This is a genomic window from Propionicimonas paludicola, from assembly GCF_002563675.1.
Taxonomy (GTDB): domain Bacteria; phylum Actinomycetota; class Actinomycetes; order Propionibacteriales; family Propionibacteriaceae; genus Propionicimonas; species Propionicimonas paludicola.
In genome coordinates this window covers 2898820-2925798 of sequence record NZ_PDJC01000001.1, presented here as the reverse complement: position 1 = coordinate 2925798, position 26979 = coordinate 2898820, and the positions used below count along the sequence as shown (strand labels likewise).

The 26979-nt window shown below is 67.7% G+C and carries 26 protein-coding genes; 15 read left to right on the top strand and 11 right to left on the bottom strand.

Going from position 1 to position 26979, the window contains the following annotated elements; all coding sequences use genetic code 11:
• Window positions 1–125 precede the first annotated feature (125 nt).
• Window positions 126–1088 carry an adenosine deaminase gene (locus ATK74_RS13515; RefSeq protein WP_169923864.1) on the top strand — a complete coding sequence of 321 codons (963 nt, stop codon included), beginning with the start codon at window positions 126–128 and terminating at the stop codon, window positions 1086–1088.
• A gap of 10 nt (window positions 1089–1098) precedes the next feature.
• Here ATK74_RS13515 and ATK74_RS13510 read toward each other — a convergent pair whose 3' ends face one another.
• Complete coding sequence (locus ATK74_RS13510) at window positions 1099–2319, bottom strand: cupin domain-containing protein (RefSeq protein WP_098461530.1); 1221 nt, start codon at window positions 2317–2319, stop codon at window positions 1099–1101.
• A gap of 25 nt (window positions 2320–2344) precedes the next feature.
• Window positions 2345–3169, bottom strand: a complete 825-nt coding sequence (locus ATK74_RS13505) for a DeoR/GlpR family DNA-binding transcription regulator (RefSeq protein ID WP_098461529.1) — start codon at window positions 3167–3169, stop codon at window positions 2345–2347.
• A gap of 222 nt (window positions 3170–3391) precedes the next feature.
• On the opposite strand from ATK74_RS13505, the gene ATK74_RS13500 reads away from it, so the two are divergent.
• The 6 genes from ATK74_RS13500 (at window position 3392) to ATK74_RS13475 (ending at window position 9136) form a co-directional block, all read left to right on the top strand.
• Entirely contained in the window at window positions 3392–4696 is a 1305-nt protein-coding gene (locus ATK74_RS13500; RefSeq protein WP_098461528.1) for an ABC transporter substrate-binding protein, read from the top strand.
• 74 nt (window positions 4697–4770) lie between these two features.
• Window positions 4771–5724, top strand: a complete 954-nt coding sequence (locus tag ATK74_RS13495; protein WP_211283387.1) for a carbohydrate ABC transporter permease — start codon at window positions 4771–4773, stop codon at window positions 5722–5724.
• A 2-nt stretch (window positions 5725–5726) separates the two neighbouring features.
• Complete coding sequence (locus ATK74_RS13490; RefSeq protein WP_098461527.1) at window positions 5727–6566, top strand: carbohydrate ABC transporter permease; 840 nt, start codon at window positions 5727–5729, stop codon at window positions 6564–6566.
• Between the two features lie 38 nt (window positions 6567–6604).
• The gene (locus tag ATK74_RS13485) at window positions 6605–7471 is read left to right on the top strand and encodes a ketose-bisphosphate aldolase (RefSeq protein WP_098461526.1); all 867 of its coding nucleotides are present in this window, start codon (window positions 6605–6607) and stop codon (window positions 7469–7471) included.
• Window positions 7472–7490: 19 nt separating this feature from the next.
• Window positions 7491–8711 (top strand): ADP-dependent glucokinase/phosphofructokinase, encoded by a 1221-nt coding sequence (locus tag ATK74_RS13480; protein ID WP_098461525.1) that lies wholly within the window; start codon window positions 7491–7493, stop codon window positions 8709–8711.
• Complete coding sequence (locus tag ATK74_RS13475; protein WP_098461524.1) at window positions 8711–9136, top strand: RbsD/FucU family protein; 426 nt, start codon at window positions 8711–8713, stop codon at window positions 9134–9136. Before ATK74_RS13480 ends, ATK74_RS13475 begins: the two co-directional genes overlap by 1 nt.
• 1 nt (window position 9137) lies before the next feature.
• Here the strand turns inward: ATK74_RS13475 and ATK74_RS13470 are convergent, their stop codons facing one another.
• Window positions 9138–10211, bottom strand: coding sequence for a type I restriction endonuclease (locus ATK74_RS13470; RefSeq protein WP_098461523.1), 1074 nt, complete (start codon window positions 10209–10211; stop codon window positions 9138–9140).
• Window positions 10212–10355: 144 nt separating this feature from the next.
• Between ATK74_RS13470 and ATK74_RS13465 the strand changes: the two genes are divergently transcribed.
• On the top strand, window positions 10356–10682 hold the full coding sequence (locus tag ATK74_RS13465; protein ID WP_098461522.1) for a thioredoxin family protein: 327 nt from the start codon (window positions 10356–10358) through the stop codon (window positions 10680–10682).
• A 159-nt stretch (window positions 10683–10841) separates the two neighbouring features.
• Window positions 10842–11351, top strand: a complete 510-nt coding sequence (locus ATK74_RS13460; RefSeq protein ID WP_098461521.1) for a glycine cleavage system transcriptional repressor — start codon at window positions 10842–10844, stop codon at window positions 11349–11351.
• 70 nt (window positions 11352–11421) lie between these two features.
• Here ATK74_RS13460 and ATK74_RS13455 read toward each other — a convergent pair whose 3' ends face one another.
• Window positions 11422–11922 carry a Dps family protein gene (locus ATK74_RS13455; protein WP_098461520.1) on the bottom strand — a complete coding sequence of 167 codons (501 nt, stop codon included), beginning with the start codon at window positions 11920–11922 and terminating at the stop codon, window positions 11422–11424.
• A gap of 168 nt (window positions 11923–12090) precedes the next feature.
• Here ATK74_RS13455 and ATK74_RS13450 point away from each other — a divergent pair, with 168 nt between their 5' ends.
• The 3 genes from ATK74_RS13450 (at window position 12091) to ATK74_RS13440 (ending at window position 14910) form a co-directional block, all read left to right on the top strand.
• The gene (locus tag ATK74_RS13450) at window positions 12091–12849 is read left to right on the top strand and encodes an adenosylcobinamide-GDP ribazoletransferase (RefSeq protein ID WP_169923863.1); all 759 of its coding nucleotides are present in this window, start codon (window positions 12091–12093) and stop codon (window positions 12847–12849) included.
• Between the two features lie 214 nt (window positions 12850–13063).
• Entirely contained in the window at window positions 13064–13573 is a 510-nt protein-coding gene (locus ATK74_RS13445) for a sigma-70 family RNA polymerase sigma factor (protein WP_169923862.1), read from the top strand.
• Entirely contained in the window at window positions 13573–14910 is a 1338-nt protein-coding gene (locus ATK74_RS13440) for a hypothetical protein (RefSeq protein WP_143483679.1), read from the top strand. Before ATK74_RS13445 ends, ATK74_RS13440 begins: the two co-directional genes overlap by 1 nt.
• Before the next feature lie 11 nt (window positions 14911–14921).
• Here ATK74_RS13440 and cobU read toward each other — a convergent pair whose 3' ends face one another.
• The gene (cobU, locus tag ATK74_RS13435; RefSeq protein WP_098461516.1) at window positions 14922–15449 is read right to left on the bottom strand and encodes a bifunctional adenosylcobinamide kinase/adenosylcobinamide-phosphate guanylyltransferase; all 528 of its coding nucleotides are present in this window, start codon (window positions 15447–15449) and stop codon (window positions 14922–14924) included.
• A 27-nt stretch (window positions 15450–15476) separates the two neighbouring features.
• On the opposite strand from cobU, the gene glsA reads away from it, so the two are divergent.
• Window positions 15477–16403: a glutaminase A gene (gene glsA / locus ATK74_RS13430; RefSeq protein ID WP_211283385.1), complete on the top strand. Its 927-nt coding sequence runs from the start codon at window positions 15477–15479 to the stop codon at window positions 16401–16403.
• 30 nt (window positions 16404–16433) lie between these two features.
• Here glsA and ATK74_RS13425 read toward each other — a convergent pair whose 3' ends face one another.
• The 3 genes from ATK74_RS13425 to ATK74_RS15540 all read right to left on the bottom strand — a co-directional run bounded on the left by ATK74_RS13425 (window position 16434) and on the right by ATK74_RS15540 (window position 19403).
• Window positions 16434–17675, bottom strand: a complete 1242-nt coding sequence (locus ATK74_RS13425) for an aspartate aminotransferase type Ic (RefSeq protein WP_098461514.1) — start codon at window positions 17673–17675, stop codon at window positions 16434–16436.
• An 84-nt stretch (window positions 17676–17759) separates the two neighbouring features.
• Complete coding sequence (locus ATK74_RS13420; protein WP_098461513.1) at window positions 17760–18737, bottom strand: L-lactate dehydrogenase; 978 nt, start codon at window positions 18735–18737, stop codon at window positions 17760–17762.
• A 9-nt stretch (window positions 18738–18746) separates the two neighbouring features.
• On the bottom strand, window positions 18747–19403 hold the full coding sequence (locus ATK74_RS15540) for a TetR/AcrR family transcriptional regulator (RefSeq protein ID WP_211283384.1): 657 nt from the start codon (window positions 19401–19403) through the stop codon (window positions 18747–18749).
• A 355-nt stretch (window positions 19404–19758) separates the two neighbouring features.
• On the opposite strand from ATK74_RS15540, the gene ATK74_RS13410 reads away from it, so the two are divergent.
• Window positions 19759–22449: an MMPL family transporter gene (locus ATK74_RS13410; protein WP_098461512.1), complete on the top strand. Its 2691-nt coding sequence runs from the start codon at window positions 19759–19761 to the stop codon at window positions 22447–22449.
• On the top strand, window positions 22446–24533 hold the full coding sequence (locus ATK74_RS13405) for a YhgE/Pip domain-containing protein (RefSeq protein WP_098461511.1): 2088 nt from the start codon (window positions 22446–22448) through the stop codon (window positions 24531–24533). Before ATK74_RS13410 ends, ATK74_RS13405 begins: the two co-directional genes overlap by 4 nt.
• 11 nt (window positions 24534–24544) lie before the next feature.
• On the opposite strand, the gene ATK74_RS13400 is transcribed toward ATK74_RS13405, so the two are convergent.
• The 3 genes from ATK74_RS13400 to ATK74_RS13390 form a co-directional block, all read right to left on the bottom strand.
• On the bottom strand, window positions 24545–25498 hold the full coding sequence (locus tag ATK74_RS13400; RefSeq protein ID WP_098461510.1) for a lysophospholipid acyltransferase family protein: 954 nt from the start codon (window positions 25496–25498) through the stop codon (window positions 24545–24547).
• Between the two features lie 104 nt (window positions 25499–25602).
• Window positions 25603–26265 (bottom strand): RNA polymerase sigma factor, encoded by a 663-nt coding sequence (locus ATK74_RS13395; RefSeq protein ID WP_098461509.1) that lies wholly within the window; start codon window positions 26263–26265, stop codon window positions 25603–25605.
• Window positions 26266–26514: 249 nt separating this feature from the next.
• Window positions 26515–26928, bottom strand: coding sequence for a hypothetical protein (locus ATK74_RS13390; protein WP_245840944.1), 414 nt, complete (start codon window positions 26926–26928; stop codon window positions 26515–26517).
• Window positions 26929–26979 lie beyond the last annotated feature (51 nt).

Here is a 26979-nt window from a genome sequence, read left to right as displayed (position 1 = left end):
CGCGCCGCTACCGTTGCACGGGTAGCGAGGCGGGCGGAGCGGTAGCGCGGCGAGGTGGACGGGTAGCGCGGCGACCCCGGCGGGACGGCGATAGCATCGCGGGAACAGCCGACGAGGGAGTGGTGATGGGCTTCGCGGAACTGCATCTGCATCTGGAGGGGACGCTCGAGCCGGAGCTCGCCTTCGAGCTGGCTGAGCGCAACCAGCTCACCCTGCCTTGGCGCGATGTGGACGATCTGCGCAGCCGCTTCGACTACGGCTGCCTGCAGGACTTCCTGGACATCTACTACGCGAACATGGCCGTGTTGCGCACGGAGGCCGACTTCGCCGAGCTGACCGACGCCTACCTGGCCCGGGCTGCCCGGGCCGGCGTCGTCCGGGCCGAGGTCTTCCTGGATCTACAAGCACATACGGCCCGCGGAGTGCCGGCAGAGGTGGTCCTGGCCGGAGTCAGCGACGCGTTGAGCCGATCCGAGGTCGACCATGGGGTGAGTTCGGGGCTGATCGTCACCTTCCTGCGCCACCTCAGTGCGGACGACGCCGAGTGCGCCTACGACCAGGCCCTGGCCACCGGGGTCGAGCTCCTCGGGATCGGGCTGTGCTCGTCCGAGGTCGGTTTCCCGGCCGCACCATTCGCCCCGCTGTGGCAGCGGGCGCGCGCCGACGGGCTGCACACCGTCGCTCACGCCGGCGAGGAAGGCGGCCCTGACTACGTGTGGGAGGCGCTGCGCGAGCTGAAGGTGGAGCGGGTCGACCACGGCATCCGGGCCGTGGAGGATCCGTCACTGGTCGCGCATCTGGCCGAGCAGCGGATCCCGCTGACCAGCTGCCCGCTGTCGAACGTCCGGTTGAAGGCGGTACCGCACCTGGCCGCGCATCCGCTCCCGGCCATGCTGGACGCCGGCCTGCTGGTCACCGTGAACTCCGACGATCCGGCCTACTTCGGCGGCTATCTGGACGACAACCTGGTCGCCGTCCGCGATCAGTTCGGGCTCAGGCAGGATCAGCTGGACACCCTGGCCTGCAACAGCATCGAGGCCTCATTCCTGCCCGCCGCCGAGAAGGCTCGGCTGCTGGCGGTCGGCTGAGCCCAGGCGCTCAGAAGCCTGGCGCGGTGCCCGGTCCGAAGTTCTTCAGCATCACCAGCGGCTCGGTCGAGCTCTGGTTGACCACCCGGACGCCGCGGCGCGCGGCCGGCTCGGAGACGAAGAACTCGTCCTCGGTCAGCTCACCGAAGCGGATCAGCGTCGGTGCCGCGGCCGGATGGACGCCGAAGCGTCCGTGGCCCTGGATCACGATCACTCCGTAGGCATCGGCGTCGGTGATCACCACACTCGCGCCCGGACGCACGGTCAGCTCCTTGGCGCTGAACATGGCCGACTTGTACACGATCCACTTCTCGACGTAGCCGGGGTCGGCCGCGGCGACAGACTCGTCCGTCTCGAACGGGATCAGCCGGCGGCTGTTGGTGAAATCGGGGTCGGTGTTCAGCTTCCAGTCGAGCAGGTCGAGGATGTAGTCGTAGTCGCCGACCCGGTCGGCCGGGGCGTCCTTCCAGAGCAGCTCGTCGGGCACCTCGCGGTTGTTGCTCCACGACTCGCACATGCACAGCACGTCGGAGGCGGCCTGCGGCTCGTAGGTGCAGGCGCTGGCCGGGGCGTGCAGGACGCCGGCCGGCACGTCCCAGCCGGTGCCGAGCTGGGTCCGGTAGCCGAAGGACAACTCGGTGATCCGGTTGTCGCCACCCTTGCCGAAGCCGATCAGCCGCTCCCGCAGCTGGTCACGGGTCACTCCGGGCTGCAGGCCGAGGAAGGAGACCGGGTGTGCGGCCAGGTGGTTGTTCAGCTGCGGGGCGTAGTAGTAGGCCTCCGGCTTGGACACCTTGCCCAGTGCCCGGGCGTCCTCGTCGCGGTGATGGACGTGGAACGGCAACGACTGCTCGTTGTCGAAGAACTTGGCGAACACCGGCCACTTGCCGTAGGCCGCCCAGATCCGTGAGCCGATCAGGGTGTCCTGGTGATGGGCGATGAACTGGTCGAAGGGCAGCAGCTGACCCTCGGCGCCGCGCACCAGGCTGAGTCCCTCGAAATCACCGGTGGCCGGGCCGTTGTCGGCCCTGATCGGCGAGGCCAGCCAGCGCTCGTCGATCCCGCCGCGGTCCTTGCCGAAGGCGTAGTAGTCCTCGGGGTGCAGCCGGATCCGCCGGCCGGGGGTGGAGAAGACCCGGGGCACCCAGGTCGGGGCGAGGCGGACGACGCCGTCCCCGGCATCCAGGGTGCGATCGGCGGCAGCGGCGGAGAAGGTGGGCAGGACAGACATCGGTTCTCGATTCAGAGTGCGGAGCTCAGTCGCGGGACTGGGCGTCCTCGAACTCGCTGGTGATGATCACTCGGGCGCCGACCTCGGCGGCCATATCGAGCAGCGCCTGGCTGGGCCGCTTCTCGGTGATCAGAGTGGTGTTGGCCGACAGGTCGGCGACTTCGGCGAACTCCTGCTTGCCGAACTTGGTGGCATCGGCCAGCAGCAGAGTGTGCGAGGCGCAGTCCATCATTTCCCGCATCATCCCGGCCTCAGGAAGGCTGCTGGTCCAGACCGTCCCCTCGTCGGACACGCCGCCGACGCCGATGATGGCCCAGCGGGCGTGGATCGAGCGCGGCTTGCCGGCACCGTCGGACAGCGCCACCGGGCCGATGGTCACCTGGGAGCGGGGACGGAACGAGCCACCCAGCACATAGATCTCGCGGACCCCTCGGGAGTAGAGCTCCTGAGGCAGGGCCAGGTTGTTGGTGACCACGGTGATGCCGCGCAGCGCCGCCAGGTACTTGGCCAGTGCCAGCGTGGTCGTCCCGCCGTAGATGATCAGGCTCTGACCCTCTTCGATGAAGGTGGACGCGACCCGGGCGATCTCGTCCTTGGCCGCGGAGTGTGCGTCGATCCGCTTCACGAACGGCACCACATCGTTGAACCGGTCCTCGCGGGAGATGGTCACCCCGCCGTGCGTCCGCTCGACCGAACCCTGTCCGGCCAGGGTCTCGACGTCGCGACGGACGGTGTCCTCCGAGACCGCGAACTGCGTGGACAACTCGTGAATCGAGGCCTGGCCCCGGTCCCGCAAGAACTCCAGCATCTCGGCACGGCGACGCGCAGGGTAGAGGTTCTCCTTAGCCATACTCTCTCCTCAGGGGTGCGGCTTTATGCGGCAAATTGTGCCACTAGTGCCGCATCTATAGCAAGAGTCCGCGGAAGTTATCGATCTGTAACCGCAAGAACCCGCAAAAATGCCTTGACTCTCGGAGGAAATCGACGGCAGGATGAGCACGCCGGCGCGATCGTGAGTCTCAGAGCGGAGTCGCCGCTCCTCCGGCGCGTCACGCACGAACAAGGGAGTGAGATGCGTAAGAAGTTCCTGGCGGGGATCGCTGTGATGGCAGCAGCGACTCTGGCAATGACTGGATGTGCCAGTGGCAGCACCACCGCACCGACTTCAGCCGCAGGTAGCAGCAGCGCCGCCGCTGAGGAAGTTACCCTCGAATTCGCCCAGTGGTGGGAGCCGGAACTGCCCGCCAACGCACTGCGCGGCCTCATGGATCAGTTCGAGAAGGCAAACCCGGGTATCAAGGTCAAGCTGATCAGCGGCCCGTACGCCTCCACCAAGGAGCAGGTCGTCGCCGGTGCCGCGGCCGGCACCATGTCCGACGTGGTCGGCCTCGACGGAGCCTGGGTCAACGACTTCGTGAAGCAGGGCTCGCTGGCCAACCTGTCCGAGCTGATGAAGGCAGCCAGCTTCGACGAGAAGCAGCTGGCTGCCCAGGTGCAGCTGAACGGCTCCACCTGGATGATCCCCGTGGCGAACTTCGTCTACCCGATGTTCGTCAACGACGATCTGCTCAAGAAGGCCGGCGTCTCCGCCGTCCCGACCAACCGCACCGAGTTCACCGCTGCCGCCGCCGCGCTGACCAAGCTCGGCAACAACACCGCTGGCTGGGTTCTCCCGCTGGATTCCAGCGCGCCCAACGGCATCCAGAACGACGTGATGAGCTGGGTCTGGTCGTCCGGTGGCTCGATGCTGAAGGACGGCAAGCCGTACCTGACCGGCAATGCTGATGTGAAGTCCGCCATGGAGTTCATCAAGGGCATGTACGACGCCGGCTCGATCGCCAAGGGCAGCTTCACCATGAAGGAGCAGGACAAGGTCAACGAGTTCACCAACGGCCGGGTGGGCATGATGATCGACTCGCTGGCTCACGTGAACCTGATCCGCGAGCAGAACAAGGATCTGAAGTTCCAGGTCGCCGCGATTCCGTCCGCTGATGGCTACTCCGGCAAGCGCGGTATGCCGTACGCATCGTGGGGCATCGGTGTTGCCGCCAACTCCAAGCACCAGGCCGAGGCCTTCAAGCTGGTCGCCTTCCTGCTCGGCAAGGATGTCAACGCCACCCTCTGCAACGCGGCCCACGCCTTCCCGGGCAACGCCCAGGCCGTGCCGGACTTCGTGAACAGTGATCCGATCTTCAAGCAGGCCTTCGACATCTACCAGGCAGGCACTCCGACCAACGAGTTCACCGGTCTGCCGGTGGCCGAGGATCTGATGCGTTCCTTCGATGAGCAGTTCCAGAAGTACCTGGCCGGCAAGCAGTCCGCAGATGATGCGCTGGCTGCTGCGCAGAAGGCCTGGGACGCAGCCTTCGCCGGCTGATCCCACCTGATGTACCGAGTGGGGGCCTCACGGTTCACCTTGAGGCCCCCACTCCATGATCGAAAGGAGGCGCGGTGAGCACCACCACGCTCCCGGCACGAGCCAAGAGCTCCGGACCCGGCGGTAGCCGCTCCCGGGCGACTGGCGGCAAGAAGGGCTTGGCCAAGGCCTTGGTTCCCTTTGGCTACCTCTCTCCGACCGTCATCCTGCTGACAGTCTTGATGGTCATTCCGATCGTGATGGTCATCGGCTACTCGCTGATGGACAACGTGATCATGAAGAAGAACCCGCAGTTCGTCGGGTTCAAGCACTACAGCGACATCCTGTCCAGCGAGAGCTTCTGGACTGCGGTCACCAACACCTTGTTCTTCACCGGGGTGAGCGTCGTCGCTCATCTGATCCTCGGCCTGGCTTTCGCCATGATGCTCAACACCGACTTGTTGGGTCACAAGACCAAGGCCATCTTCCGCACCATCTACGTGCTGCCCTGGCTGTTCACCGTGGCGATCATCGCCGTGCTGTGGCGCCTGCTGCTCGAGCCGAACGGCGTCATCAACTACCTGCTGACGGCGTCCCACCTGGCCGGCTCGCAGATCGAATGGCTGGGCTCGCCGGAGACCGCACTGTTCGCGGTCACCTTCATCAACATCTGGTCCGGCTACCCCTTCTACATGACCAGCCTGCTGGCCGGCCTGCAGGGAATCCCCGGTGAGTACTACGAGGCCGCTCAGGTGGACGGTGCCAGCGCCTGGCAGCGCTTCACCCGAATCACCTTGCCGCAGCTGAAGCCGATCATCATCAGTATGGCCCTGCTGGACTTCATCTGGACCACCCAGCAGTTCGCGCTGATCTGGATGACCACCGGCGGCGGTCCGCTCGGCACCACGGAGATGCTGAGCACCTTCACCTACAAGCTGGCCTTCACCAAGTACCAGTTCGGGGCCGCGTCCGCGTCCGCCGTCATCGTCTTGGTGATCTCGATGGTGCTCGCGTTCTTCTACGTCCGCGCCCAGAAGGCGAGGGACTGATCATGACCAAAGCACAGACCCGCATGCTGGCCCGCACCGGGCTCTTGATCGCCCTGGTGCTCGGCGCGATCTTCGCCGGTGCGCCGGTGCTGTGGATGCTGTCGAGCTCGTTCAAGCCGAACACCGACATCTTCCAGTTCCCGCCGCATCTGATCCCGTCCACGTTCACCTTCGATGCCTACACCGCGATCTTCACCGATCCGGCCAAGGTGCGCTTCTTCCTGAACAGCTACTTCGTCTCGCTCTCGGTGACGGCGCTGACCTTGCTGGTCGGCATCCTGGCCGCCTTCGCGCTGAGTCGCTACGAGTTCCCGTTCAAGAAGATCCTGAACATGATCATCGTCAGCGTCCAGGCCGTCCCGCCGATCACGCTGCTGATCCCCTACTTCGGTCTGATCGTCTTCCTGGGCCTCTACAACAGCTACGCCGGGCTGATCCTGACCTACCTGGTCTTCACCCTGCCCTATGCGATCATCATGCTCACCGGCTACTTCAACACCTTGCCGCGTGAGTTGGACGAGGCCGTGAAGGTCGACGGCGGATCGTCCTGGACGGCGTTGTGGCGGGTCCTGGTTCCGATCAGCATCCCCGGCCTGGTCTCGGTGGGCATCTACACGTTCATGATCGCTTGGAACGAGTACCTGTTCGCGCTGACCCTGACCAAGACCCCCGAGATGCGGACGGTGCCGATCGGCATCCAGCTGCTGATGGGCCAGCACTCCTATGAGTGGAACCAGATGATGTCGATGTCGATCCTCGGATCGATCCCGATCATGCTGCTCTTCCTCTTCTTCCAGCGGTACTTCATCGGCGGCATGACCGCCGGTGCCGTTAAGAACTGAACTTCCCTACCAAACAAAGAAACACAAGGAGAAATAGCATGCTTACCAGCGGTGACGGAGTTCTCAAGGTCGCCAACGAGGCCGGCTTCGCCGTGCCGGCGTTCAACATCAGCGACTACGCGATGTTCCAGGGGATCGCGGACCTCTGCGAGGAGCTCCAGGCGCCGTGGATCGTGGCGATTCATCCCGATGAGTACGCCCACATCGGCCCGGACCTGATCAAGGCAATCCTGGCCCGCGCCTACCGTTCGTCGGTGCCGATGGCCGTCCACCTGGATCACGGCGGCACCTACGAGCAGGTGCTCACCTCGATCCAGAACGGCTACACCTCGGTGATGATCGACGCCTCGATCAAGCCGTTCGAGGAGAACGTCGAGATCACCAAGAAGGTCGTGGCCGCGGCTCACGCTGTCGGGCTGTCGGTTGAGGCCGAGCTCGGCACCATCGGCGCCAACGACTCCTACGGTGAGTCCGGCGCCAGCGAGGTCATCTACACCAAGCCCGAGGACGCCGTGAGGTTCGTCGAGCAGACCGGTGTGGACAGCCTGGCCATCGCCATCGGCACCTTCCACGGCCTGTACCCGGCCGGGATGAAGCCCGAGCTCAAGCTCGAGCTGCTCAAGGAGATCAAGGCGGTGCTGCCGATTCCGCTGGTGCTGCACGGTGGTTCGAACAACCCCGACGACGAGATCGCGATCGCTGCCAAGACCGGCATCAACAAGATCAACATCTCCTCCGACATCAAGGTCGGCTACCACGCCAAGATGCGTGAGGTGCTCGGCGACGATCCCAAGCTGCGTGAGCCGCTGATGATCCAGCCGGCCTGCATCGAGGCCATGAACGAGGTGGCGGCGCACAAGATCCGTCTCTTCGGCGCCGACAACAAGGCTCACCTGTACCGCTGAGGTTGGAGATAGTTCAGCAATGACTCACGAACTCGTCCTCGGACTGGGCGGAACCGTCGACTTCGAGATTGCTTGGGACGCCGAGCTGCTGGCCGAACTGGCCCGGCAGTATCGGATCGTCCGAGCCGACCTCGACGTGACCGCACCGGTCCAGGACGAGCGTGATCTGGTCTGCGCCATCCTGGCGTTTCTGGACGCCGACAGCGGCGGCGAGAAGTACATCTCGTCCTCGCAACTGGGCATCGACTTCGCTGAGCGCTTCGACTATCTGATCAGCCTGGGCGGCACCTGCGTGCGGGCCGCCCTGGCCATCGCCAAGCTGGGTGTACCCAGCCTGGTGCACCTTGTGAGCATCGACGACAACGTCCGCCGGCTGCTCCCGCCGGGAATCGACTACCTCAGCAGTGCGACTCGGGACTCTCTCGACCCGCACCTGATCGTCCAGTTCCCGGCTGGAGCGCGGGTGGCGCTCGTCGATGGGGAAGTGCGGGCCGAGCACCCGAACCGGATTATCTTCGTCAATGATCCGCCCAATCGGGACCTTGTGCTCAGCCCGGAACTACCCGCCGCCTTGGCCGGAGCACGGGCCTTCCTCCCGTCCGGCTTCAACGTGATGCGCGATCCGACCTTGTTGGCCGACCGGATCGCGTTCCTGCAGCAGGCGATGACCCAGCTGCCGGCCGAGGCGGTGGTGTTCTACGAGGACGCCGGTTTCCACGACAACGCCATGCGCGAGCTGGTCAGCCGCGACTTCCGCGGCCGGATCGACGTGCACAGCCTGAACGAGGACGAGCTGCAGTCCTACCTGGGGCGCCGGGTGAACTTGCTCGACCTGGACGACGTACTGGCCGCCCTGGGCGAGTTCAACCGCTTCGCGATCGCCCCAACTGTGGTGGTGCACACCAAGTACTGGTCGCTGGCCCGCGGTGCCCGAGCCGGGGAGTTCACCGATGCCCTGGCCGGTGGGATCGACCTGGCCAGCACCCGCTACTGCTACGGCGACAACTTCACGGTGGCGGATCTGGCCGCGGTGCGGCAGCTGAGCGTCCATGCCGGTGGGGCGCAGTTCTGTACTCAGATCCAGGATTGGTTGGGCGGTTCGGTCCGCTGCGTTCCCGGACGGGTGCTGGACGTGCCCCGTCCGACCACGATCGGCCTGGGTGACACCTTCGTTGGCGGCTTCCTCGGCACCCTGGTCTACGGGCCACTGGGCACCGAAACCGCTTCTGAGGAGGGCTGATGCTGAAGAGGATCTCGCCACTACTCACCCCGGCGCTGCTGGCCGATCTGGCCGCAATGGGCCACGGAGATCGGTTGGCCATCGTCGACCGCAACTTTCCCTCGACAACCTCGGCCTCGCAGGTGCACCACCTGCCGGGCGCCGATACGGCGGCCGCCTCGAAGGCCGTCCTCGAGCTGTTCCCGGTGGATACCTTCGACGTTCCGGCCGCCTACCGGATCGTTCCGCCGGGACAGCTCGAGACCTGGTTCGACTCACACCGCGAGTTCCAGGCCGAGCTGAACGCCGCCGAGGACCGCGAGGTGGAGGTCGCCCCGGTCGAGCGCTTCGACTTCTACGAGCTGGCCCGCACGGCCCACGCGATCATCCAGACCGGCGAGCCGCGCGGCTACTCCTGCTTCGTCCTGGTCAAGGGCGTCCTGTAGGTCACCGGTAACGGCGGACGGCCTCGCGGATCGCCTCCGCGTGCAGGTAGATGTCCTCGACCCGCTCCAGCGCGACCCTGGTCTCGACCTTCTCCTCGTTCAGCAGCCCCAAGTAGAGCTTCTTGCCGTTGAAGTGCAGTCGGCACACCGGCTTGCGGTTGTTGTCGTCCAGCAGGACCGCGAAGTAGGAGTGCTGGTCCCGCTCGTAGACGCGGTCGTAAGGCACTTCACTCGCCGCAATGGCCCGGACGATCTGGAAGCCCGCCCGCTCCTCTTCAGTGGTCTCAGTCTCCGGCGCCGACGGATCGGTCGGCTGGCCGTCCGCCTCGACCGGGGCTGTCGCCGGAGCGCCCGCCGCGTCACCGCTGAGCGCCGACTTCAGGCGGTCGTTCACGCGTTCACTGATGAACTGGGCCATGGCCTTGGATGTCAGTCGGCTGAACTGCTCGCGGACCTTGGCGTTGAAGTACTTGTCGTAGACCTGGGTGGCGAGCAGCTTGACCAGCTCATCGCTCGGCCGCTCGAACTGATCGGCCAATGCCCGCTTCAGTCCGCTGACGTACTTGAGTTCCTCGGCCGCCTGGATCACCGACTCCAGGTCGAAGACCTCCTTGGTGAGCTTCTTGAGTTCGGGCAGAACGTAGGGATCGATGTTCAGCAGGTCCAACTGCAGGAACGGCCGCTCGTCCATGATGTTGGTCCGCTCGAGGTCGGTGTAGAAGTGCCAGTGCTGACCATTGGTGAGGACGCCAATGCGCGCGTTGGAGGTGTGGAAGTAGCGGACGAGTTGGCCGGCATGGTCGAGGCTCAGGCTGTCGCCGATCCGCTTGGCCTCGATCAGCATCTGCACCTGGCCGTCGCGGAGGATCGCGAAGTCCACCTTCTCCCCGTGCTTCAGGCCCAGGTCGGCGACGTACTCGGGAAGCACCTCCTGGGGGTTGAACACGTCATATCCGAGGACGCGGCTGATGAAGGGCATGATCACCGCGGTCTTGGTCGCCTCCTCGGTGGTGAGCGCGGGACCGAACTCGCGGACCTTGTCCGCGACGTCATGCAGGGCATCTTCGAAGGTCATTGTTGATATCTCCCGGAGCGAAGTTGTCCGCATTTTCGCACCGGGATGAAATCCCCGTGCCGAATTCGGGGACTTGGCCGGCAATCGACCCCTGACGCAGGATTGCTCGCCGGTTCGATTGTCCGGGGCGACTAGCGTTGGTGCATGGACTACCAGCCGGAGTCGATCACTCGAGAAGAGGTGGACGCCCACGCCGGGGCCACCGTGCTGCAGTTCGGCACCAACTGGTGTGGCTACTGCCAGGGCGCGGACGCCGCCATCGAGCAGGTGCTCGGCGGACGCAGTGACCTGACCCGGATCCGGGTGGAGGACGGCAAGGGCCGTCCGCTGGGTCGCTCGTATCGGGTCAAGCTGTGGCCGACCCTGATCTTCCTGGCCGACGGCGTCGAGGTGGCCCGGGTCGTCCGGCCCTGGGGAACCGGCGAGCTGAGCGCCGCGCTCGACCAGCTCGACGGCGCGATGCCCGACTAGCCTCGGCGGACTCAACTGGGGACGGTTCCATTACCGTCCACCCCTTGTCAGGGGGCAGCGCTACGAATTTCGGAACCGTCCCCACGGCGCGGGTTGAGGCGTGAGTACCGCGGTTCGGGCCCAGAAGCCGGCCGGCGGCCCGCACACTACGATGCACAAGTGGCGAATCTCGTACTGACTGTCGTAGGTGACGACCGGGCCGGCCTGGTGGCGGCGCTGGCCACGGTGGTCAGCGCGCATGGGGGCAACTGGGAACAGAGCCGACTGGCCGAGCTGGCCGGTACCTTTGCCGGCATCGTCGAGGTCTCGGTTCCGGACGTCCGCAGCGCAGAGCTCATCGAGGCTCTCGGCGAGTTGGACGGCCTGCTGAAGATCACCACCCACCCCGGCTCGGAGCCGGCCGCGCCGGCCTGGCGCAGCCTGGAGCTGAACGTCCTGGGCAACGACCACCCCGGCATCGTCCGCGACGTCACCGACGTGCTCAACCAGCACCGGCTGAACATCGAGAAGCTGGCCACCCGAATCATCGAAGCCCCGATGTCGGGCGGACGGCTGTTCGAGGCCACCGTGGTGGCCCGGCTCCCGCAGGAGGTCGACCCGGAGGCGCTCACCGCCGACCTGGAGCGACTGGCCAGCGAGATCCTGGTCGACATCTCCCTGGTCGACTAGCCCGAACCGGGCACGAAAGAGGGCCCAGGGAGCGGACCAAGCCGCGCCCCGAGCCCCGTCTTCGGGCGGCCTACTTGGCCGCGGTCTCCAGGTGAGCCCGGACGAACCACTGGAACTTCTCCAGCGCCCCGGTCTGCCCGATCAGCAGATCCTGGGTGACCAGATCGGCGTCCTCCAGGGCGTCCATCGCTGCCCGGTTGTCGGCGATGACCCGATCGTACTCGCGGTCGATCGCGGCCAGATGGTCGGGAACCAGCGCGCGGCCCAGCGGGTAGTCGGCCCAATCACGGGTCTTGGTGATGGCACCGACGGTTCCGCGCGGCGAGCCGCCCAGGGTGGCGATCCGCTCAGCCACGGCGTCCGCGCTGAGCCGGACCCGATCGACCTCGGGATCGATCATCTCGTGCACTCCGATGAAGCTCGGGCCGACAACATTCCAATGCACGTGCTTCAAGGTCAGATGCAGATCGTTGTAGGCGTTGAGCCGTTCCTGCAGGATCTCGATCACGGTGGCTGCGTCCTCGGCGCTCAGACCGGACGGACGCTCAGTGCTCTTCGTCTTCGTTGCCATCAACTCTCCTGATTGTGGTGGCCCGGGCTCTGGTTCGCCCGAGCGCTGCGTTCACTTGTGGTGTCACCAGGGACAACCACCTGGCCGTCCGGGGCATTCCGGCCCGAAGCCCGGCCCGGCACTACCCCATTACCCAGTCGGGGCCCAGTTGTGGCTAGGGTGCAGAACGTGAACGGACTTCGCCTGGCCCTGGGTTTGCTGACGCTGATTCCGGTGCCCGCACCGGACGGGGTCGACCGGGACGCGGCTCGGCGCGCCATGCTGCTGGCACCGCTGGCGCTGCTGCCGATCAGCCTGGCGGCCGCACTGGCCGGTTGGGGCTGTCTGCTGCTGGGCCTGCCCGGCTTGGTGGCCGGGATCGTGACCGTGGCGGTCGGGCTGCTGGCCACCGGTGCCCTGCACGCGGACGGCCTGGCCGACACCGCAGACGGACTGGGCAGCCGCCGCGATCCACAGACCTCGCTGGCCATCATGAAGCGCGGCGACGTCGGGCCGATGGGCGCGGTCGCGCTGGCGCTGGTCTACCTGGCCCAGGCGGCTGCGGTGCCGGTGCTGCTGGCGCGTCCCTGGGGCTGGCTGCAGGTCGCGTTGTTGCTGGCCGGCGCCCGGGTGGCGCTGGCCGTGCTCACCCGGCGCGGTCAGGCTCCGGCTCGTCCCGGTGGCCTCGGCGCCCTGGTGCTGGGGACGGTTCCGGTACCGTCCGCCCTGGTCGCGGTCCTGGTGGCCTGGCTGATCACGGCCGCCACCGGCTGGCTGACCGGACATCTGATCGGTGCCATCGTGGCGCTGCCGCTCGCTCTGGCGGCCGTCCTCTGGCTGTCTCGGACGGCTCGGCGCCGACTCGGCGGTCTCACCGGTGACGTCTTGGGCGCCGGGGTGGAACTCGCGGCCACCGTGATGCTGATTGTGGCCTCGATCGCCTGGTAGTCGGCCGGCCGATCGGTGAAACCAGCCCTACGACCTGAACGGCATTGGGGACGGTTCCCGTACCGTCCACCCTTGTCAGGGGAGTTGGCAGGAACCGTCCCCGGGCTGCCCAAGACCGCCTGCGGAACCGGACTCGAAGGTGTGTCCCAAATCGGGGCGCCGGTGCGTTGTATGGGTGTGGGCAGCCGTCCACCTAGACACCGAGGGACGAGGCGTGAGCGAATACGCTGTGCAGGTGGCGGTCACACCGACGACCAGCTTTGAGAGTTTCGTGGCCAGCAACGGTTCGTCGCTGGCCGGCTTCGCGCTCATGGTCACCGGGAATCGCCAGGACGCGCAGGACATCGTCCAAGACGCCCTGATCGCGGTCTACCCGCGCTGGCAACGCCTCAGCGAAAGCGGAGACCCGCTGGCCTACGTCCGTCGTTCCATCGTGAACCGACAGATCTCCCTTCGCCGCAAGTTGTACCGCTTGGTGGCCCTGGGCGATCGCGAGCCGGCCAGCGCTGACCCGACTGTGCGCCTCGCGGACGCCGACTGGGCGCTCAGCCTGGTCGGGCGGTTGCCCGATCGTCAGCGGATCGCGGTGATCCTTCGCGTGATGGAGGACCGCAGCTTCGCCGAGGTCGCCGAACTGCTCGGAGTCAGCGAAGCGAACGCCCGAAAACTCGTCTCCCGTGGAGTGGCTGCCCTGCGGACGCATCTGAGTGAGGGAGAACTGTGATGACCGACCCGATGGACGAGCTTCGACGCAATCTGCAGGACACGGCCGACGCCTTCCGTCCTGCTCTCGATCCGGCCGACCTGGCCGCCACCAGTCGGCGCCGCCGGCGCACATCGGGCGTGGTCAGTGGCGTTGCTGCCGCGGCGGTCCTCGCGTGCGCCGTCTTCGTCGTCCCGGGCTGGACGCATTCGGCCGCGGTGATCGCCACACCGGCGTCGACCCCACCTCGCCCGTACACGTTCGAGCCGATGAACGACTGGAAGCTCTTTGTGTCGAAGGAATACCCGATCACTTTCGGCATCCCCAAGGACTGGTCGATCAGTGGCCTGATCGGGCGCACCGCCGGCTGCTCTATGTCTGGGTGCGAGTTGACCTTGCTGCCGCCGAAGGGGAGTTCGATGACTCCGGTGGTTCTCGCCCGCAACGGTTTCGAAGCCACGGACAGCGTGGCGGATAGCTCACATCGGTCTCCCCGGGTGCTGGTCGACGTCCCGGAGCTGACCGGGTGGGGCGACCCCAAGGATGCCGTCGCGCGCCCGATCTCGGTCGCGCGGTCGGAAGCGGGCGAGCACGGGGAGGACTTCTTCCTGGCCGTCAGGGCGGCCGACGGATCGGTGGGACCGGCAGCGATCGCGGTGGGACCGACGAATCCGCTGAGTACTCATCGGGAGGCGCTGTTTACCTTTGGAACCGCGCTGGACAACCTCGGTGGCTCCACCACCGACGACGAGGAGAGGCGAACGGTGATGATGATCTTGGCCAGCGCTCGGCTCAACCTCGACTACGACCCCACCACGCCGGTGGGCGGCGTGCTGGCCCAGTTCGACTCGATGAGCACGCCGGTGCTCGGAGCCGTCGCTCCCGACGAGAGTTGGCGCACGCTCACCGTCGCCGAGGCCGGGGTTCGGCTGCGGTATCCGGACGGCTGGAAGCTCAGCCACGATGCCGAGTCGCAGAGTTGGGCGATCACGGCCCCGAGCGGATATCAGGTCAAGGTCGGGCTGGCCATGGACGGCAACGAGTACTTCGCCCACAAGACCGACTCGGAGCTGCTCGGACGGTTGACGCAGGTGTCGGCCAAGGCGGCCATGGAGCTGGGCTTCAACGAGACCACGGCCGCAGCGGCCGGACCGGTCGAGGTGCGCTGGGTCAACGGCGGCCAGTTCGCTGCGAGCGCATATCTGGCCTTGTCAAAGGGCGATCGTGAGCAGAGCCTGCTGCACTTCGGGAATCACCGCGGCGTGCAGGTGCTGGGAGTGGGAACCGCCGACAACCCGACTCCGGCCGAACTCGACCAGCTGGTCGCAATCCTGGCCAGCGTGCAGACGGTGGGCTGAGTCGTTCTCGACTAGAGGGTGATCGGGCGTCCCGCGACCAGCAGGACGACCTGATCGCAGGCCGCGGCGATGACCTGGTTCAGCCGTCCGAGGTGGTCGGCGAAGATGCGTCCAGCCGGGTACTCCGAGACCAGACCCCAGCCGACCTCGTTGGTGACCACGATCACGTCGGACGGGTGCGCGCTGATCGCGGACGCTAGCTCGGCGACTTCCCGATTCAGCCGCGGCTCCCAGCTGGCGACCGGGGCCTCCCAGGCCTCCCAGGTGTCGAAGGTGCGAGTCAGCCAGGTGCCCAGGCAGTCGATCAGCACCGGCCTGTCCGCCTCCCGGACGCCCTGCGCCAACTCCAAGGTCTCGACGGTCCGCCACGAGGCGGGGCGATGCAGCTGATGCGCGGCCACCCGGGCGTTCCACTCCGGGTCGTCGCCGGTCGGGTAGCCGGCCGCCAGGTAGGTGACCTGCTCGACATCGGCCAGCAGTTGTTCTGCGTAGCGGGACTTGCCGCTACGCACGCCACCGGTGACCAGGACATGTGCCATGACCTGAACCCTACTAAGGTCGCCGCCATGTCCGAATCGTCCGTGGCCCGCGCACTGGCCGCGACCTACGCCGAGGTGCTGCCCGAGCAGGGCGGCCACAACGCCGCGGTCTACCCGAGCCTGGCCGGTGCCGACCCCGAGCAGTTCGGGCTGAGCGTGACCCTGGTCGACGGATCCCAGGCCGAAGCCGGGGACGCCACCGCAGAGTTCGCCCTGATGAGCGCGGCCAAGCCGTTCACCTTCGCGGTGGTCTGCCAGACGCTGGGCGTTGCGCGCGCCGCCGACGAACTCGGCGTCAACGCCACCGGCGACACGTTCAACGCCGTCGAGCCGGTCCGCAAGCGCCGCGACGGTCGGACCAACCCCATGGTCAACGCCGGCGCCATCGCCACCTGCTCACGGCTGCCCGGGACGTCCCTGGTGGAACGCTGGGACGCGCTACGCAGCGCCCTGTCCGCCTTCGCCGGACGTGAGCTGCGGCTCGACGAGGAGTTGCTGGCCGACGTGGCCGCCACCAACGTCCGCAACCGGGAGCTCACCGAGGCACTCGCGTTGCGCGGCCTGCTGGTCGGGGAGCCGGCCGAGGCGCTCGAGCTGTACTCGCGCCAGTCCTGCCTGAAGGTCTCGGCCCGCGATCTGGGAGTGATGGCCGCCACCCTGGCCCACGCCGGACGCAACCCGCTCACCGGCGTCCAGGTGGTGCCGGCCGTAGTGAGCGCCCCGGTGCTGGCCGTGATGACAACTGCCGGGCTCTACGAGCGAAGCGGCGAGTGGCTCTACCAGGTCGGCCTGCCCGGCAAGTCCGGGCTCGGCGGCGGGATCCTCAGCGTCGTGCCTGGTCGGGCCGGCATCGGCAGCTTCTCACCGCGCCTGGACGAGGCCGGAAACTCGGTCCGCGGACGGGCGGCCACCGCCGCTTTGGCGGCGCGGCTCGGTTGGAGCCTGTTCGGCTGAGGCCGGCTCGGCCAGCCTCGGCGTCCGACCTCAGCGGGCCCGATACTCCTCGGTGGCCAGCCGGACGCAGGCCGCAGCCACGGTCATGGCGGTGCGCACCTCGTCCAGCGGTGGACGGGTCGGCGCCAGCCGGATGTTGCGATTGTCGGGATCGACTCCGCCCGGATAGGTGGCACCGGCCGGGGTCAGGCTCACTCCGGCCGCATCGGCCAACTCGACCACTCGGGCCGCCACCGGCGCGGTGGTGAACAGCGAACTGAAGTAGCCGCCGCGCGGCGTGGTCCAGGTGGCGTAGCTGCCGTCGGTGCCGAGTTCGGTCGACAGCACCTCGTCCACGGCGGCGAACTTGGGGGCGATCAGCGCGGCGTGGGCGCGCATCAGGCCGTCCAGCCCACCCGGGTAGCCCGCGAGGAAGCGGACGTGCCGAGCCTGCTCGACCTTGTTCGGGCCGATGCTCTGGGCGCTGAGCAGCCGGGAGAGCCAGGCCACGTTGGCCGCCGACGTCCCCACGAAGCCCAGGCCGCCGCTGGCGAAAGTGATCTTGCTAGTGCTGCCGAACGCGAACGCCCGGTCCGGATGGCCGGCCGCCGCGCACAGCTCGACGAAGTTCACGGCCGCGTCCGGCTGGCCCAGGTGGTGCACCCGGTAGGCGTCGTCGGCGAAGATCGTGAAGTCGGCCGCAGCCGTCACCATTTCGGCTAGTCGAGCTGCCTTTTCGGCACTGATGGTCTCGCCGCCCGGGTTGGAGTAGGTGGGGACGAACAACACCCCGCGCACGGCCGGGTCGGCAGCTGCGGCCTCGATGGCGGCGACGTCCGGGCCGTCCGGCTCCATCCCCACGCTGATCAGTTCGAAGCCGAGCGTGGTGAGCATCAGGAAGTGCCGGTCATAGCCGGGCGTGGTCACCACGATCTTCGGACGATCGTGCACCCACCCGCCGGTGGAGCCGGGCAGGCCGTGCAGCAGCGCGAAGCCCAGCACCAGCGCCTGGAGTTCGAGGGAGGAGTTGTTCCAGACCACGACGTTGGCCGCATCCAGGCCCAGGTAGCGGCCGAACAGCGCCCGGGCGCTGGGCAGGCCGGCCACCCCGCCGGGGTAGTTGCGCAGGTCGACCCCGTCCATGGTGGTCTCGCCGGGCGTGACCGCGGTCAGCAGCGCGTCGGAGAGGTCGAAGTCGGCGTCGGAGGGTTGCCCGCGCTGCAGGTTCAGCTTCAGCCCGAGCGCAGCGAGCTCGTCGTAGGCGGCCTGCGCGGCGGCCAGCGGTGTGGTCATGACTGTCTCCTTGGCTGGGAGTACGGCGTCCGGGGCGGCGCGAACCGTCCCACCGAGCTGTGGACGGGCGAGCCGTCCCAGAGGTCAGAAGCCGATGGCGTTCAGGGTGGCCCGGATCGCGGCGGCCGACTTGTTCAGCAAGCTGATCTCGTGGGCGTCCATGGGGAACTCGAAGGTGCGCTCGATGCCGGACGGGCCGACCAGGCTGGGCACCGACAGGGCCACGCCGGAGACGCCGCGGTAGTCGGTGAGCACGCTGGACAGCGGCCAGATCTTGCGCTGATCCTTCAGGATCGCCTCCACCAACCGGGCCCCGGCCAGGCCGATGGCGTAGTTGGTCGCACCCTTGCCTTCGATGATCTCGTAGGCGGCGTGGACGGTGTTGTAGGCGACCGTGGCCAGCACCTCTTCGGTGAAGATCCGCTCTCCGGCCGGGTCGGTCCAGCCTCGAATCGGGATCTGGGCGATCGAGGCCGACGACCAGATCGGGAACTCGGTGTCGCCGTGCTCGCCGAGCATGGCCGCGTGCACATTGGACAGCGAGACGCCGGCCCGCTGGGCGATGGCCCAGCGCAGGCGGGAGGTGTCCAGCAGCGTCCCGGTGGACAGCACCCGTCCATAGGGCAGGTCGCTGACCTTCTGGGCGACCACGGTGAGCACGTCGCAGGGGTTGGTGACCAGCACCAGCACCGCGTTCGGCGCCTGCTCGAGCAGGTCGGGGACGAGCTTGGTCATGATCTCGGCGTTCACGCCGGCCAGTTCGAGTCGGGTCTGGCCGGGCTTCTGCCGGGCGCCGGCGGTGATGATGATCACCGAGGAGTCCTTGGCCACGGCAATGTCGGCGCCGCCGGTGACCACCGAGGTCGGGGTGAACTGGGTGCCGTGGGCCAGGTCGTGGACCTCAGCCTCGACCTTCTTGGCATCGATGTCGTAGAGCGCAATCTGACGGGCGGAGCCTCGGATCAGTGCGGCGTAGGCGATGGACGTTCCGACAGAACCCGCGCCGACCACCGTCAGCTTCGAGTTGGCCAGATTGAATGATTCGACGCTGGCTGCGGTCATGCCTTCAGCCTAGTGGGTTCCGCCCTCGGTGGCGCGTTCGGGAAGGACCACGAGGGCCCGAATCAGCTTCTCCATTCCGGCCCGCCAGCTCGCGTGGTCGGCCCGGTCGGAGCCGAGGATCTCCTCCAGCCGCAGTCGCTCCCGGTAGGCGTCCAGCGTCACGATGAACTGCTCCACCGGAATCAGCAGTTGCGCCTGCTGCCGATCGAAGGCCTCCTGGATGGCCTCCCGGAACAGCTCGGAGACCTCATTGGTGGCCGCCTGCAGCGGCGGCCAGAACGACCGGTTGCGGTAGGCGTACAGGCGCAGCTCGTCGCGCACCACCACCCAGTTGTGCTCATGGCCGATCTCGGCGTCCACCAGGGCCACGACTTTGGCCACGATTTCGTCCAGAGAGCCGTCGTCGACGGTGGCCTCCGGGATCGCGGCCAGCGCCTGGCGGGTCGACTCCAGCATCAGTGCACTCTGTTGCCGGACGATGGCCAGGCAGAGCTCTTCTTTGGAGTCGAAGTTGGAGTAGAAGGCACCCCGGGTGAAGCCGGCTCGTTCGCAGATCTCCTCGACGCTGGCCGCCTCGACGCCGCGCTCAGCGAACACGTCGATGGCCGCCGCCACCAGTCGATCGAGAGTCTGCTGACGCCGCCTACTCACCACTTCGCTGGACACCGTCACCCCCATCTTCGCCCGCCGGATACGCCACTGTATCCAACCCGTCCAGCCTAGTCGGGAGTTCGCGCCTCGGCAGGCAACCCGACGGCGCGGGGTGTGGATCCCGGCGTCCGATCGGGCCTCGAGAGGTTCAGTCATCGGGTTCGGACGGGCTCAGCAGGCTGGCCGCATCCGCATATCGGCGTAGTACTGCAGTCGTTTCCGCCTGGGCTCGGGCATTTCTCCCGCTTCCTGCGATTTGGGTACACCGCTGTATCGCATACAGTTGTGTATCGGGCGCACCGACAACGCGGAGACTTGACCTCTCCTCCGGTGACCTCAAGACAGCGCACAGTCACCCGGAAGGTCCTGCATGTCGTCGTTCCTGTATCGCATCGGACGGGCCAGCTACCGTGCCCGCGGCCGCGTCGTCGCCGCCTGGCTGCTGGTGCTGGTGGTGCTCGGCGCGCTCGCCTTCACCATCGGCGGCAAGTTCGACGACAGCTTCCGGGTGCCGAATGCGGCCTCCACGATCGCCCTCGATCAGCTGAAGGCCACCTTCCCCGAAGCCGCGGACGCCACCGCCACCGTGCTGATCACCGTGCCCGAGGGCAGCAAGCTCGAAGACCCGGCGGTGAAGAAGAAGGTCGAGACCTGGCTGAAGAAGTTCGACGACCTCAGCTTCGTCCGCGGCACGGTCAGCCCCTACAACGAGCACGTGGACGGCCTGATCAGCTCCGACGGACGCAGCGGACGGGTGACCGTCCGGGTGAACACCACGGCCTCGCTGGTCACCAACGCCCAGCGCGAGCAGATCACCGAAGTCGCCGACTCGCTGGCGGAGCAGCTGCCGGGCACCAAGGCCTTCGCCGGTGGTGAGATCTTCGGCATCCACGTGCCGCACCTGAGCATCGTCGAGGCGCTCGGTCTGGGCGTGGCCGTCCTGGTCCTGCTGGTGACGCTGGGCTCGTTCGTGGCCTCGATGATGCCGATCGGCAGTGCGATCACCGGGGTGGGCATCGCCGTGATGATCACCCAGATCGCGGCCGGGGTGATCTCGGTCAGCTCGACCACCCTGATGCTGGCCATCATGCTCGGCCTGGCAGTCGGCATCGACTACGCGCTGTTCATCCTGTCCCGGCACCGCGATCAGCTGGCCAGCGGGATGGACGTCGAGGAGTCCGCGGCCCGCGCGGTCGGCACCGCCGGCTCCGCGGTGGTCTTCGCCGGCCTCACCGTGATCATCGCCCTGGTCGGGCTGAGCATCGCCGGGCTGCCATTCCTGTCGGTGATGGGCATCTTCGCCGCGGTCGGGGTGGCCGTCGAGGTGTTGCTGGCGCTGACCATGCTGCCGGCCTTCCTCGGCTTCGCCGGTGACCGGCTGCGGCCCAAGGCGCCCAAACCGAAGAAGAACAAGCGGCCTCGGCGCAGCCTCAACATCGCCGGCGGCTGGGTCAAGGCCGTCACCAAGTGGCCGCTGGTCACGGTGGCCATCGTCCTGGTCGGGCTGGGTGCGCTGGCCATCCCGACCAAGGACCTCTACCTGGCCCTGCCGACTTCGGGACGCTCGCTGCCGGGCACCCAGGACCGGGTCGCCGCCGACGAGATCACCAAGATCTTCGGGGCCGGCGCCAACGGGCCACTGATCGTCACCGCCAACATCGTCGAGTCCGACGACCCCATGAAGGTCATGGACGGGCTGAAGGCCGACATCGAGGCGATGCCCGGGGTGAAGATGGTGGCCACGTCCACCCCGAACGCCAATGCCGACACCGGCATGGTTCAAGTCATTCCGACCACCGGCCCGGACGATCCGGCCACCGCAACCCTCGTCCAGCAACTGCGCGATCACCAGGGGCAATGGAAGTCCGAGTGGGGCGTGGATACCGCCGTCACCGGCTTCACCGCGGTGACCATCGACGTCACCGAGCGACTCCGGGACGCCCTGCTGCCGTTCGGCATCTTCGTGGTCGGGCTGTCCCTGGTCCTGCTGACCATGGTCTTCCGCTCGGTCTGGGTGCCGATCAAGGCGGCCCTGGGCTACCTGCTCAGCCTGGGCGGGGCCTTCGGCGCCACCACCTTGGTGTTCAACCAGGGCTGGTTCCGGCAGGCCATCAACCTGCCCGAGGCCGGGCCGGTGATCAGCTTCCTGCCGATCATCGGGATGGGCATCTTGTTCGGGCTGGCCATGGACTACGAGGTCTTCCTGGTCTCCCGGATGCGGGAGGAGTACGTCCACGGCAGCACCACGACCTGGGTCGAGGACGGCTTCGTCCACTCGGCCAAGGTGGTCGCGGCCGCCGGCGGCATCATGTTCGCGGTCTTCGCCTTCTTCGTCCCCAACGGTGAGGGTGCCATCAAGCCGATCGCCTTCGCCCTGGCCGTCGGGGTGGCCCTGGACGCCTTCGTGGTCCGGATGACCCTGGTGCCGGCAGTGATGAAGTTGCTCGGCCGGCACGCCTGGTGGCTGCCGAAGTGGCTGGATCGCCGGCTGCCGTCCCTCGACATCGAGGGCGAGTCGCTGGCTCGCCAGCTCGAACTGGCCGACTGGCCCGCCCCCGGCGACACCGCGGCCGTGGTCGGCCAGGGCCTCAGCGCCCGGCTCAAGGACCGGATCATTTTCGACCAGCTCGAACTGCGCGTGGAGCCCGGTGAGGTGCTGGTCATCGAAGCCGAGCCGGCCCAGCGCCGGGCCTTGCTGATGGCACTTTCCGGACGACTGAAGCTCACCGAGGGACGGCTGAAGGTGCTCGGCTTGGTGTTGCCGGAGGAGGCGCCGGTGCTGCGTCCGCAGGCCGCCATGCTGTCGGCCGGAACCGCCGACTTCGAGCGGCTGCTCGGCCGCCAACACGGAGGCCTGGTCTGCGTCGACTCCGCCGACGACCTCAGTCAGCGCCGCGACACCCTGCTGACCCAGGCGCTGAGTGCCTCGGCCGACTCGCCAACCCCGATCACCTGGCTGCTGGGGGTCTCCCCCGGCGCCGAGCTGGACGGCTGGTTGCCGGTGCCCTACCGGGTGCTGCATCTGGCCTCCCACCGCGCGCTGGAAGGAGCGAGCAAGTGAAGACCGAACTGGTGAACTCCACCCCGGCCCGTTGGTGGAGCCTGCTCGGACTGGTCCTGGTCCCGCTGCTGGTCGCCGGCGGCTTCCTGATGGCCGGCCTGACCTCTGACCACCGCTTCGGGCAGGTCCGCGCCGCCGTGGTGAACCTCGACGAGCCGATCACTCTCAACGGCAAGTACATCCCGCTGGGCCGTCAGCTCACCGCCAACCTGGTCGACTCCCAGCGGGTCCAGAACCTCGGCTGGCGGCTGGACACCGAGGCCAATGCCAAGGCCGGCCTGGCCAACGGCAGCTATGCGGCCATGGTGGTGATCCCGAAGAACTTCTCTGCGGCAGCCACGTCCTACTCGAAGAACGACGCCGCCACCGCCGAGCGGGCCACCATCGAGCTGTCCACCTCTCCGGTGGCCGGCGTGGCTGACGCGACTCTCGGCAAGGTGGTCGCGCTGGCCGCGGCCGACTCGCTCAACGAGACCCTGACCTCGGGCTACCTCGAGAATATCTACGTGGGCTTCAACGACCTGGGCAAGCAGTTCTCGACGATGGCCGACGGCGCCACCGACCTGGCCAAGGGCGGCGACAAGCTGGTCTCCGGCATCGGCGATGCCGCGGACGGCTCGGCGAAGCTCACCAGCGGCCTGAAGACCATGGCCGACAAGACGTCCTCGATGCCCGGCGACGTGAGCAAGCTCGCCGATGGCACGGCCGGCTACGTGGCCGGCGCCAACCAGCTGGCCCAGTCGACGATCGACTCGCTGCCGCAGCAGGTCGCCCTGATCGGCGGGCTCAAGCAGGCGGCCGACGGAGCGTCCGGACTGAGCGGAGGGTTGAGCACCTACAAGAGCTCGCTGCTCAGCCAGGCCAGCCAGGCCAGCCAGGGCGCCACCAATGTGCAGAACGTGCTGGACGCCGCTGCTGCCGATCCGGGCACCTACGGCGCAGCAGCAATCTCGGCGGTCCACTCCGCCTGTGGCGTGACCACCGACCTCGCCCACCTGGCCACGGCCGGGGCCGGCTGCGTCGGGTCACTGAAGGGGGCCGCGCAGGCCCTTCAGGGGGCGGCCGGCGGGCTCAGCCAGGAAGATCCCTCGACTCACCAGAGCCTGCTCAGCGGGGCGTCGGCGTTGGCGTCCAGTCTGACCGACGCCGCCGATCAGGCGGCCGCCGGGGCTCCGGACGTCAGCACCACCACCGCACAGCTCAAGAAGCTGATCGCCGGCGGCAAGAAGCTGGCCACCGGCACCGACCAGCTCGCCGACGGGATCCCGGCGCTGGCCAGTGGGATCCAGCAGGCCGCGGACGGTTCGGCCCAGCTCAGCTCCGGCCTGGCCCAAGCCAAGACCGGCGGCACCAAGTTCACCGACGGGCTGTGGAAGCTGGCCAACGGGATCACCGAGGGCAAGGACAAGGTGCCCAGCTACTCCAGCTCGGAGCGAACCGATTTGGCCAGTGTGGTCGCCCAGCCGGTGGCCACCGAAGGCCTGGACGGGCTGGCCAACACCAACATCGGCTGGATCAGCCTGTTGCTGATCGTGGCCTTGTGGGTCGGTGCGCTGGCCACCTATGCCGTGGTCAAGGCGATCGGACGCGGCCTGCTCAGCTCGCCGGAGCCGACCGTCCTGCTGATCGCTCGGGCCTTGGTGCCCGGCATCGCCGTGGTCGGCCTGCAAGCCCTGGCATTGGCCGGGCTGGCCCAACCTGGGCTCGGCCTGTCCTGGCAGAAGTGGCTGGAGGTGACCGGCGTCCTGCTGGTCGCTGCCCTGGCCTTCGTGATGGTGAACCATGCACTGGTCGCCTGGCTGGGTGGTCTGGGCCGGCTGATCTCGATCGGCTTCGCCGTGGTGACCACGGCCATCTCGCTCGGGCCGGCCACCGACGGACTGCTCAGCGGACTGCGGGCCTTCTCTCCGTTGACCCCGGCGCTGGATGCGGTGCGGGCGGTCGTTACCGAATCGGGGGCAGCCACCACGTCCACGTTGACCCTGGTCGGGTGGCTGATCATCGCCTTGGCCGCCAGCGCCATCGCGATCACCCGGCGCCGAACCACCAGCCTGGCTGAAGTCGCGGCCACCACCGCGGCCTGAGTCCGGCGGGCCTAGGCCTGGTCTGAGTCGGTCGAGTCCGGTGGTTCCAGTGGGACGACCGGCTCCGGCGGACTGAGCGGGACGATCTCGTCCGGCGGCTCCAGCCGAACCACGGTCTCGTCGGCTGCCAACGGGATCTGCTGGTCTGCCGGCGCTGGGCTGGTCTCCGGCCCGGAGGCTGACTCCGGCTCGGCTCGGACGGCGCCGTCGGCGGCCTGATCGGCGCGGGCGGCTGCGGAACGCAGCGCCACGGCGCGGGCGAAGTCGGCCTGGGTCGGCATCCCGTAGGCGCGTGCCGTGCTGTCGTGGAGTTCGACCACGTAGCGGTGCAGCCGCTCGGCGAAATGGTTCGCGGTCTCGCCAGGAGTGGCCCGCAGCGGGCGTCCGAACACCACGTGGACGTGCGGACGTCCCGGCACCGGAACCGTGGCCCCGTACGGCATGGCCGCATAGGCGCCGACCAGGGCGATCGGCACGATCGGGGCGTTGCGGGAGATGCTCAGCGCGGCCGCGCCCGGAGTGAAGTTCGCCATGGCGCCGGTGCGGGACCGGGTGCCCTCGGGGAAGATCAGGATCGGGACGCCGTCGTTGACCAGCTTGGCGGCCAGACCGCGCTGGCCATTGCGGTTGGCGTGACCCTGCCGGACCACGGGGAACGAGTTGAAGAACAGCTTGGTCGGCAGCGCCTTGTACCAGCTGTTGAAGAAGTAGTCGCCGGCGGTGGCCGCGGCCAGGTTCTGGGAGAGCCGGCGCGGCAGGGAGCCGTAGATCAGCGGGGCGTCCAGGTGGCTGGAGTGGTTCGCGATCACCACGAACGGCGGCTTCAGGTCGTCCAGGTTGCGCAGGCCATGCAGGTTCACAGTGAGGGCCGACCAGATGTACGGCTTCATCACCAAATGCTGGGCGACCAGGCGGGCGAAGGCCGGAGCCGCAGCCGAATACTGGCTCGTCTTTGGGTCGCTCACCGGTTCCTCTCACACGTCGTGCGTCGGCCATTCTCGCACCGCAGGACGGTCGGGACCAGTGAGCTTGAGCCGTGAACCTCCTTTCCGGGTCGGCTCGGACCCGGTCAACCGGCCAGTAAGGCCGCCTGTCGATGGAGGTTTCGCAGTGCCCGGCTGCATCGCCAGCGGACCGCCTCCGCGCTCAACCCGAGCTCTCGGCCAGCCTGTGCGCTGGTCTTCCCGGCCAGATAGACCGAACTCAGCGTGCGATGGGTGAGCGGGTCGATCAGGCCGAGCTCGCGGGCTCTGGCCAGTGTCCGGGCCGGATCGGGCTCCGCCTCGGCGAGGGCAGGGTCGGGCAGCTCGGCGAGGCCGGTTCGCGGCGGGAGGCTGCGTTCGGCGACCCAGCGGCGCAGCGCCCAGGCCAGGTTCGCCACGATCGAGGACGGTCGCCGGGCCAGCGGGTACTCCGCGATCAGCAGCCACGCCTCACCCACGGCTTCCTCGAAGACCTCCGGACGTCCTTTGGCCAGCCGAACGATCAGCCCGAGCATCGCTTGCAGGATCACCCGGCGCGCCAGTCCGCTGCCGTCGGCGCCCAGCCGCAGCAGTGCGGCGAAGACCGGATCAGGGTGCTGCCGGGCCGCGTCCAGGATGGCCGAGAGGTCGCGGCAACTGGCCAACGCCGGCTCGGTCTGAGCCCAGCAGCGCACGGTATCGGGGCTGGTCAGATCGAGGTGTGTCCACTCGCGGTTGAGTGCGATCAGAGTCGGGAAGCTCGTCGTCATGGCCGCAGCTTGGTCGGACGGTGTTGGCGCCGGTGTTGTCCGGATCTGAGGCGTTGTTGGCACTCTGCGCAGAGCGCTAACGATTTAGCAACGATGGCGTCTCAGCTGTCGAAGAGAGAGGTCTCAAAAAGCTATGATTTCCCTAACCATCCGGCAGTCGGCGGCTGCAAGAACCTCCGCCCCACATTCGCCCAGGTGGCCACTCGGATATCCAGTGGCCACCTGGTGCCATGTCTGGGTCCGGTGGGCCTAGCTGGCCGGGTTGTACCGCTGTCGGGCCCGGTCCAGGAACTCCGACAGATCACCGGTCTCGCCATCGCGTCCGCCGCGGCCAATCACCAGGGTCGGTTCGGCCGGGAACACCCGGACGCCGGTCAGCCGAGACAGCGGCGAGCCCGGGCAGATCAGCTGGAAGTAGCGTCCGACCTGGTCGACGGCCAGAGTCTCGGCCCGGTTGAGGTACCAGCCGAGCAGCCCGGTGCGGACCCGGACGCCGTTCAGCAGGGTCGCCCGCAGCGGGTGCGGCGCGATCCCGGCCGCGCGCAACTCGGTGACGAACTCGTCCAGTTGGAGCTGGGCTGCCGCCGCCTCGCGCCGCTGGGCGGCCCGGGCCATTTCCTCGCGGCGTAGCGCGTCGGCCTGACGCTGGTTCTCAGATGGCACCCGGCCAGCCTAAACGGCTCGCGGCCGAGCGGCGGAAACGTCCGGGTTGTC

What these genes read in the sequence shown, in the direction of transcription:
- ATK74_RS13455 (WP_098461520.1), bottom strand. Translation starts at nt 11,922, where the DNA reads ATGGCAACGAAGACGAAGAGCACTGAGCGTCCGTCCGGTCTGAGCGCC.
- ATK74_RS13475 (WP_098461524.1), top strand. Translation starts at nt 8,711, where the DNA reads ATGCTGAAGAGGATCTCGCCACTACTCACCCCGGCGCTGCTGGCCGAT.
- ATK74_RS13465 (WP_098461522.1), top strand. Translation starts at nt 10,356, where the DNA reads ATGGACTACCAGCCGGAGTCGATCACTCGAGAAGAGGTGGACGCCCAC.
- ATK74_RS13480 (WP_098461525.1), top strand. Translation starts at nt 7,491, where the DNA reads ATGACTCACGAACTCGTCCTCGGACTGGGCGGAACCGTCGACTTCGAG.
- ATK74_RS13500 (WP_098461528.1), top strand. Translation starts at nt 3,392, where the DNA reads ATGCGTAAGAAGTTCCTGGCGGGGATCGCTGTGATGGCAGCAGCGACT.
- ATK74_RS13440 (WP_143483679.1), top strand. Translation starts at nt 13,573, where the DNA reads ATGACCGACCCGATGGACGAGCTTCGACGCAATCTGCAGGACACGGCC.
- ATK74_RS13490 (WP_098461527.1), top strand. Translation starts at nt 5,727, where the DNA reads ATGACCAAAGCACAGACCCGCATGCTGGCCCGCACCGGGCTCTTGATC.
- ATK74_RS13515 (WP_169923864.1), top strand. Translation starts at nt 126, where the DNA reads ATGGGCTTCGCGGAACTGCATCTGCATCTGGAGGGGACGCTCGAGCCG.
- ATK74_RS13470 (WP_098461523.1), bottom strand. Translation starts at nt 10,211, where the DNA reads ATGACCTTCGAAGATGCCCTGCATGACGTCGCGGACAAGGTCCGCGAG.
- ATK74_RS13410 (WP_098461512.1), top strand. Translation starts at nt 19,759, where the DNA reads ATGTCGTCGTTCCTGTATCGCATCGGACGGGCCAGCTACCGTGCCCGC.
- ATK74_RS13395 (WP_098461509.1), bottom strand. Translation starts at nt 26,265, where the DNA reads ATGACGACGAGCTTCCCGACTCTGATCGCACTCAACCGCGAGTGGACA.
- ATK74_RS13505 (WP_098461529.1), bottom strand. Translation starts at nt 3,169, where the DNA reads ATGGCTAAGGAGAACCTCTACCCTGCGCGTCGCCGTGCCGAGATGCTG.
- ATK74_RS13485 (WP_098461526.1), top strand. Translation starts at nt 6,605, where the DNA reads ATGCTTACCAGCGGTGACGGAGTTCTCAAGGTCGCCAACGAGGCCGGC.
- cobU (WP_098461516.1), bottom strand. Translation starts at nt 15,449, where the DNA reads ATGGCACATGTCCTGGTCACCGGTGGCGTGCGTAGCGGCAAGTCCCGC.
- ATK74_RS13420 (WP_098461513.1), bottom strand. Translation starts at nt 18,737, where the DNA reads ATGACCGCAGCCAGCGTCGAATCATTCAATCTGGCCAACTCGAAGCTG.
- ATK74_RS13425 (WP_098461514.1), bottom strand. Translation starts at nt 17,675, where the DNA reads ATGACCACACCGCTGGCCGCCGCGCAGGCCGCCTACGACGAGCTCGCT.
- glsA (WP_211283385.1), top strand. Translation starts at nt 15,477, where the DNA reads ATGTCCGAATCGTCCGTGGCCCGCGCACTGGCCGCGACCTACGCCGAG.
- ATK74_RS13510 (WP_098461530.1), bottom strand. Translation starts at nt 2,319, where the DNA reads ATGTCTGTCCTGCCCACCTTCTCCGCCGCTGCCGCCGATCGCACCCTG.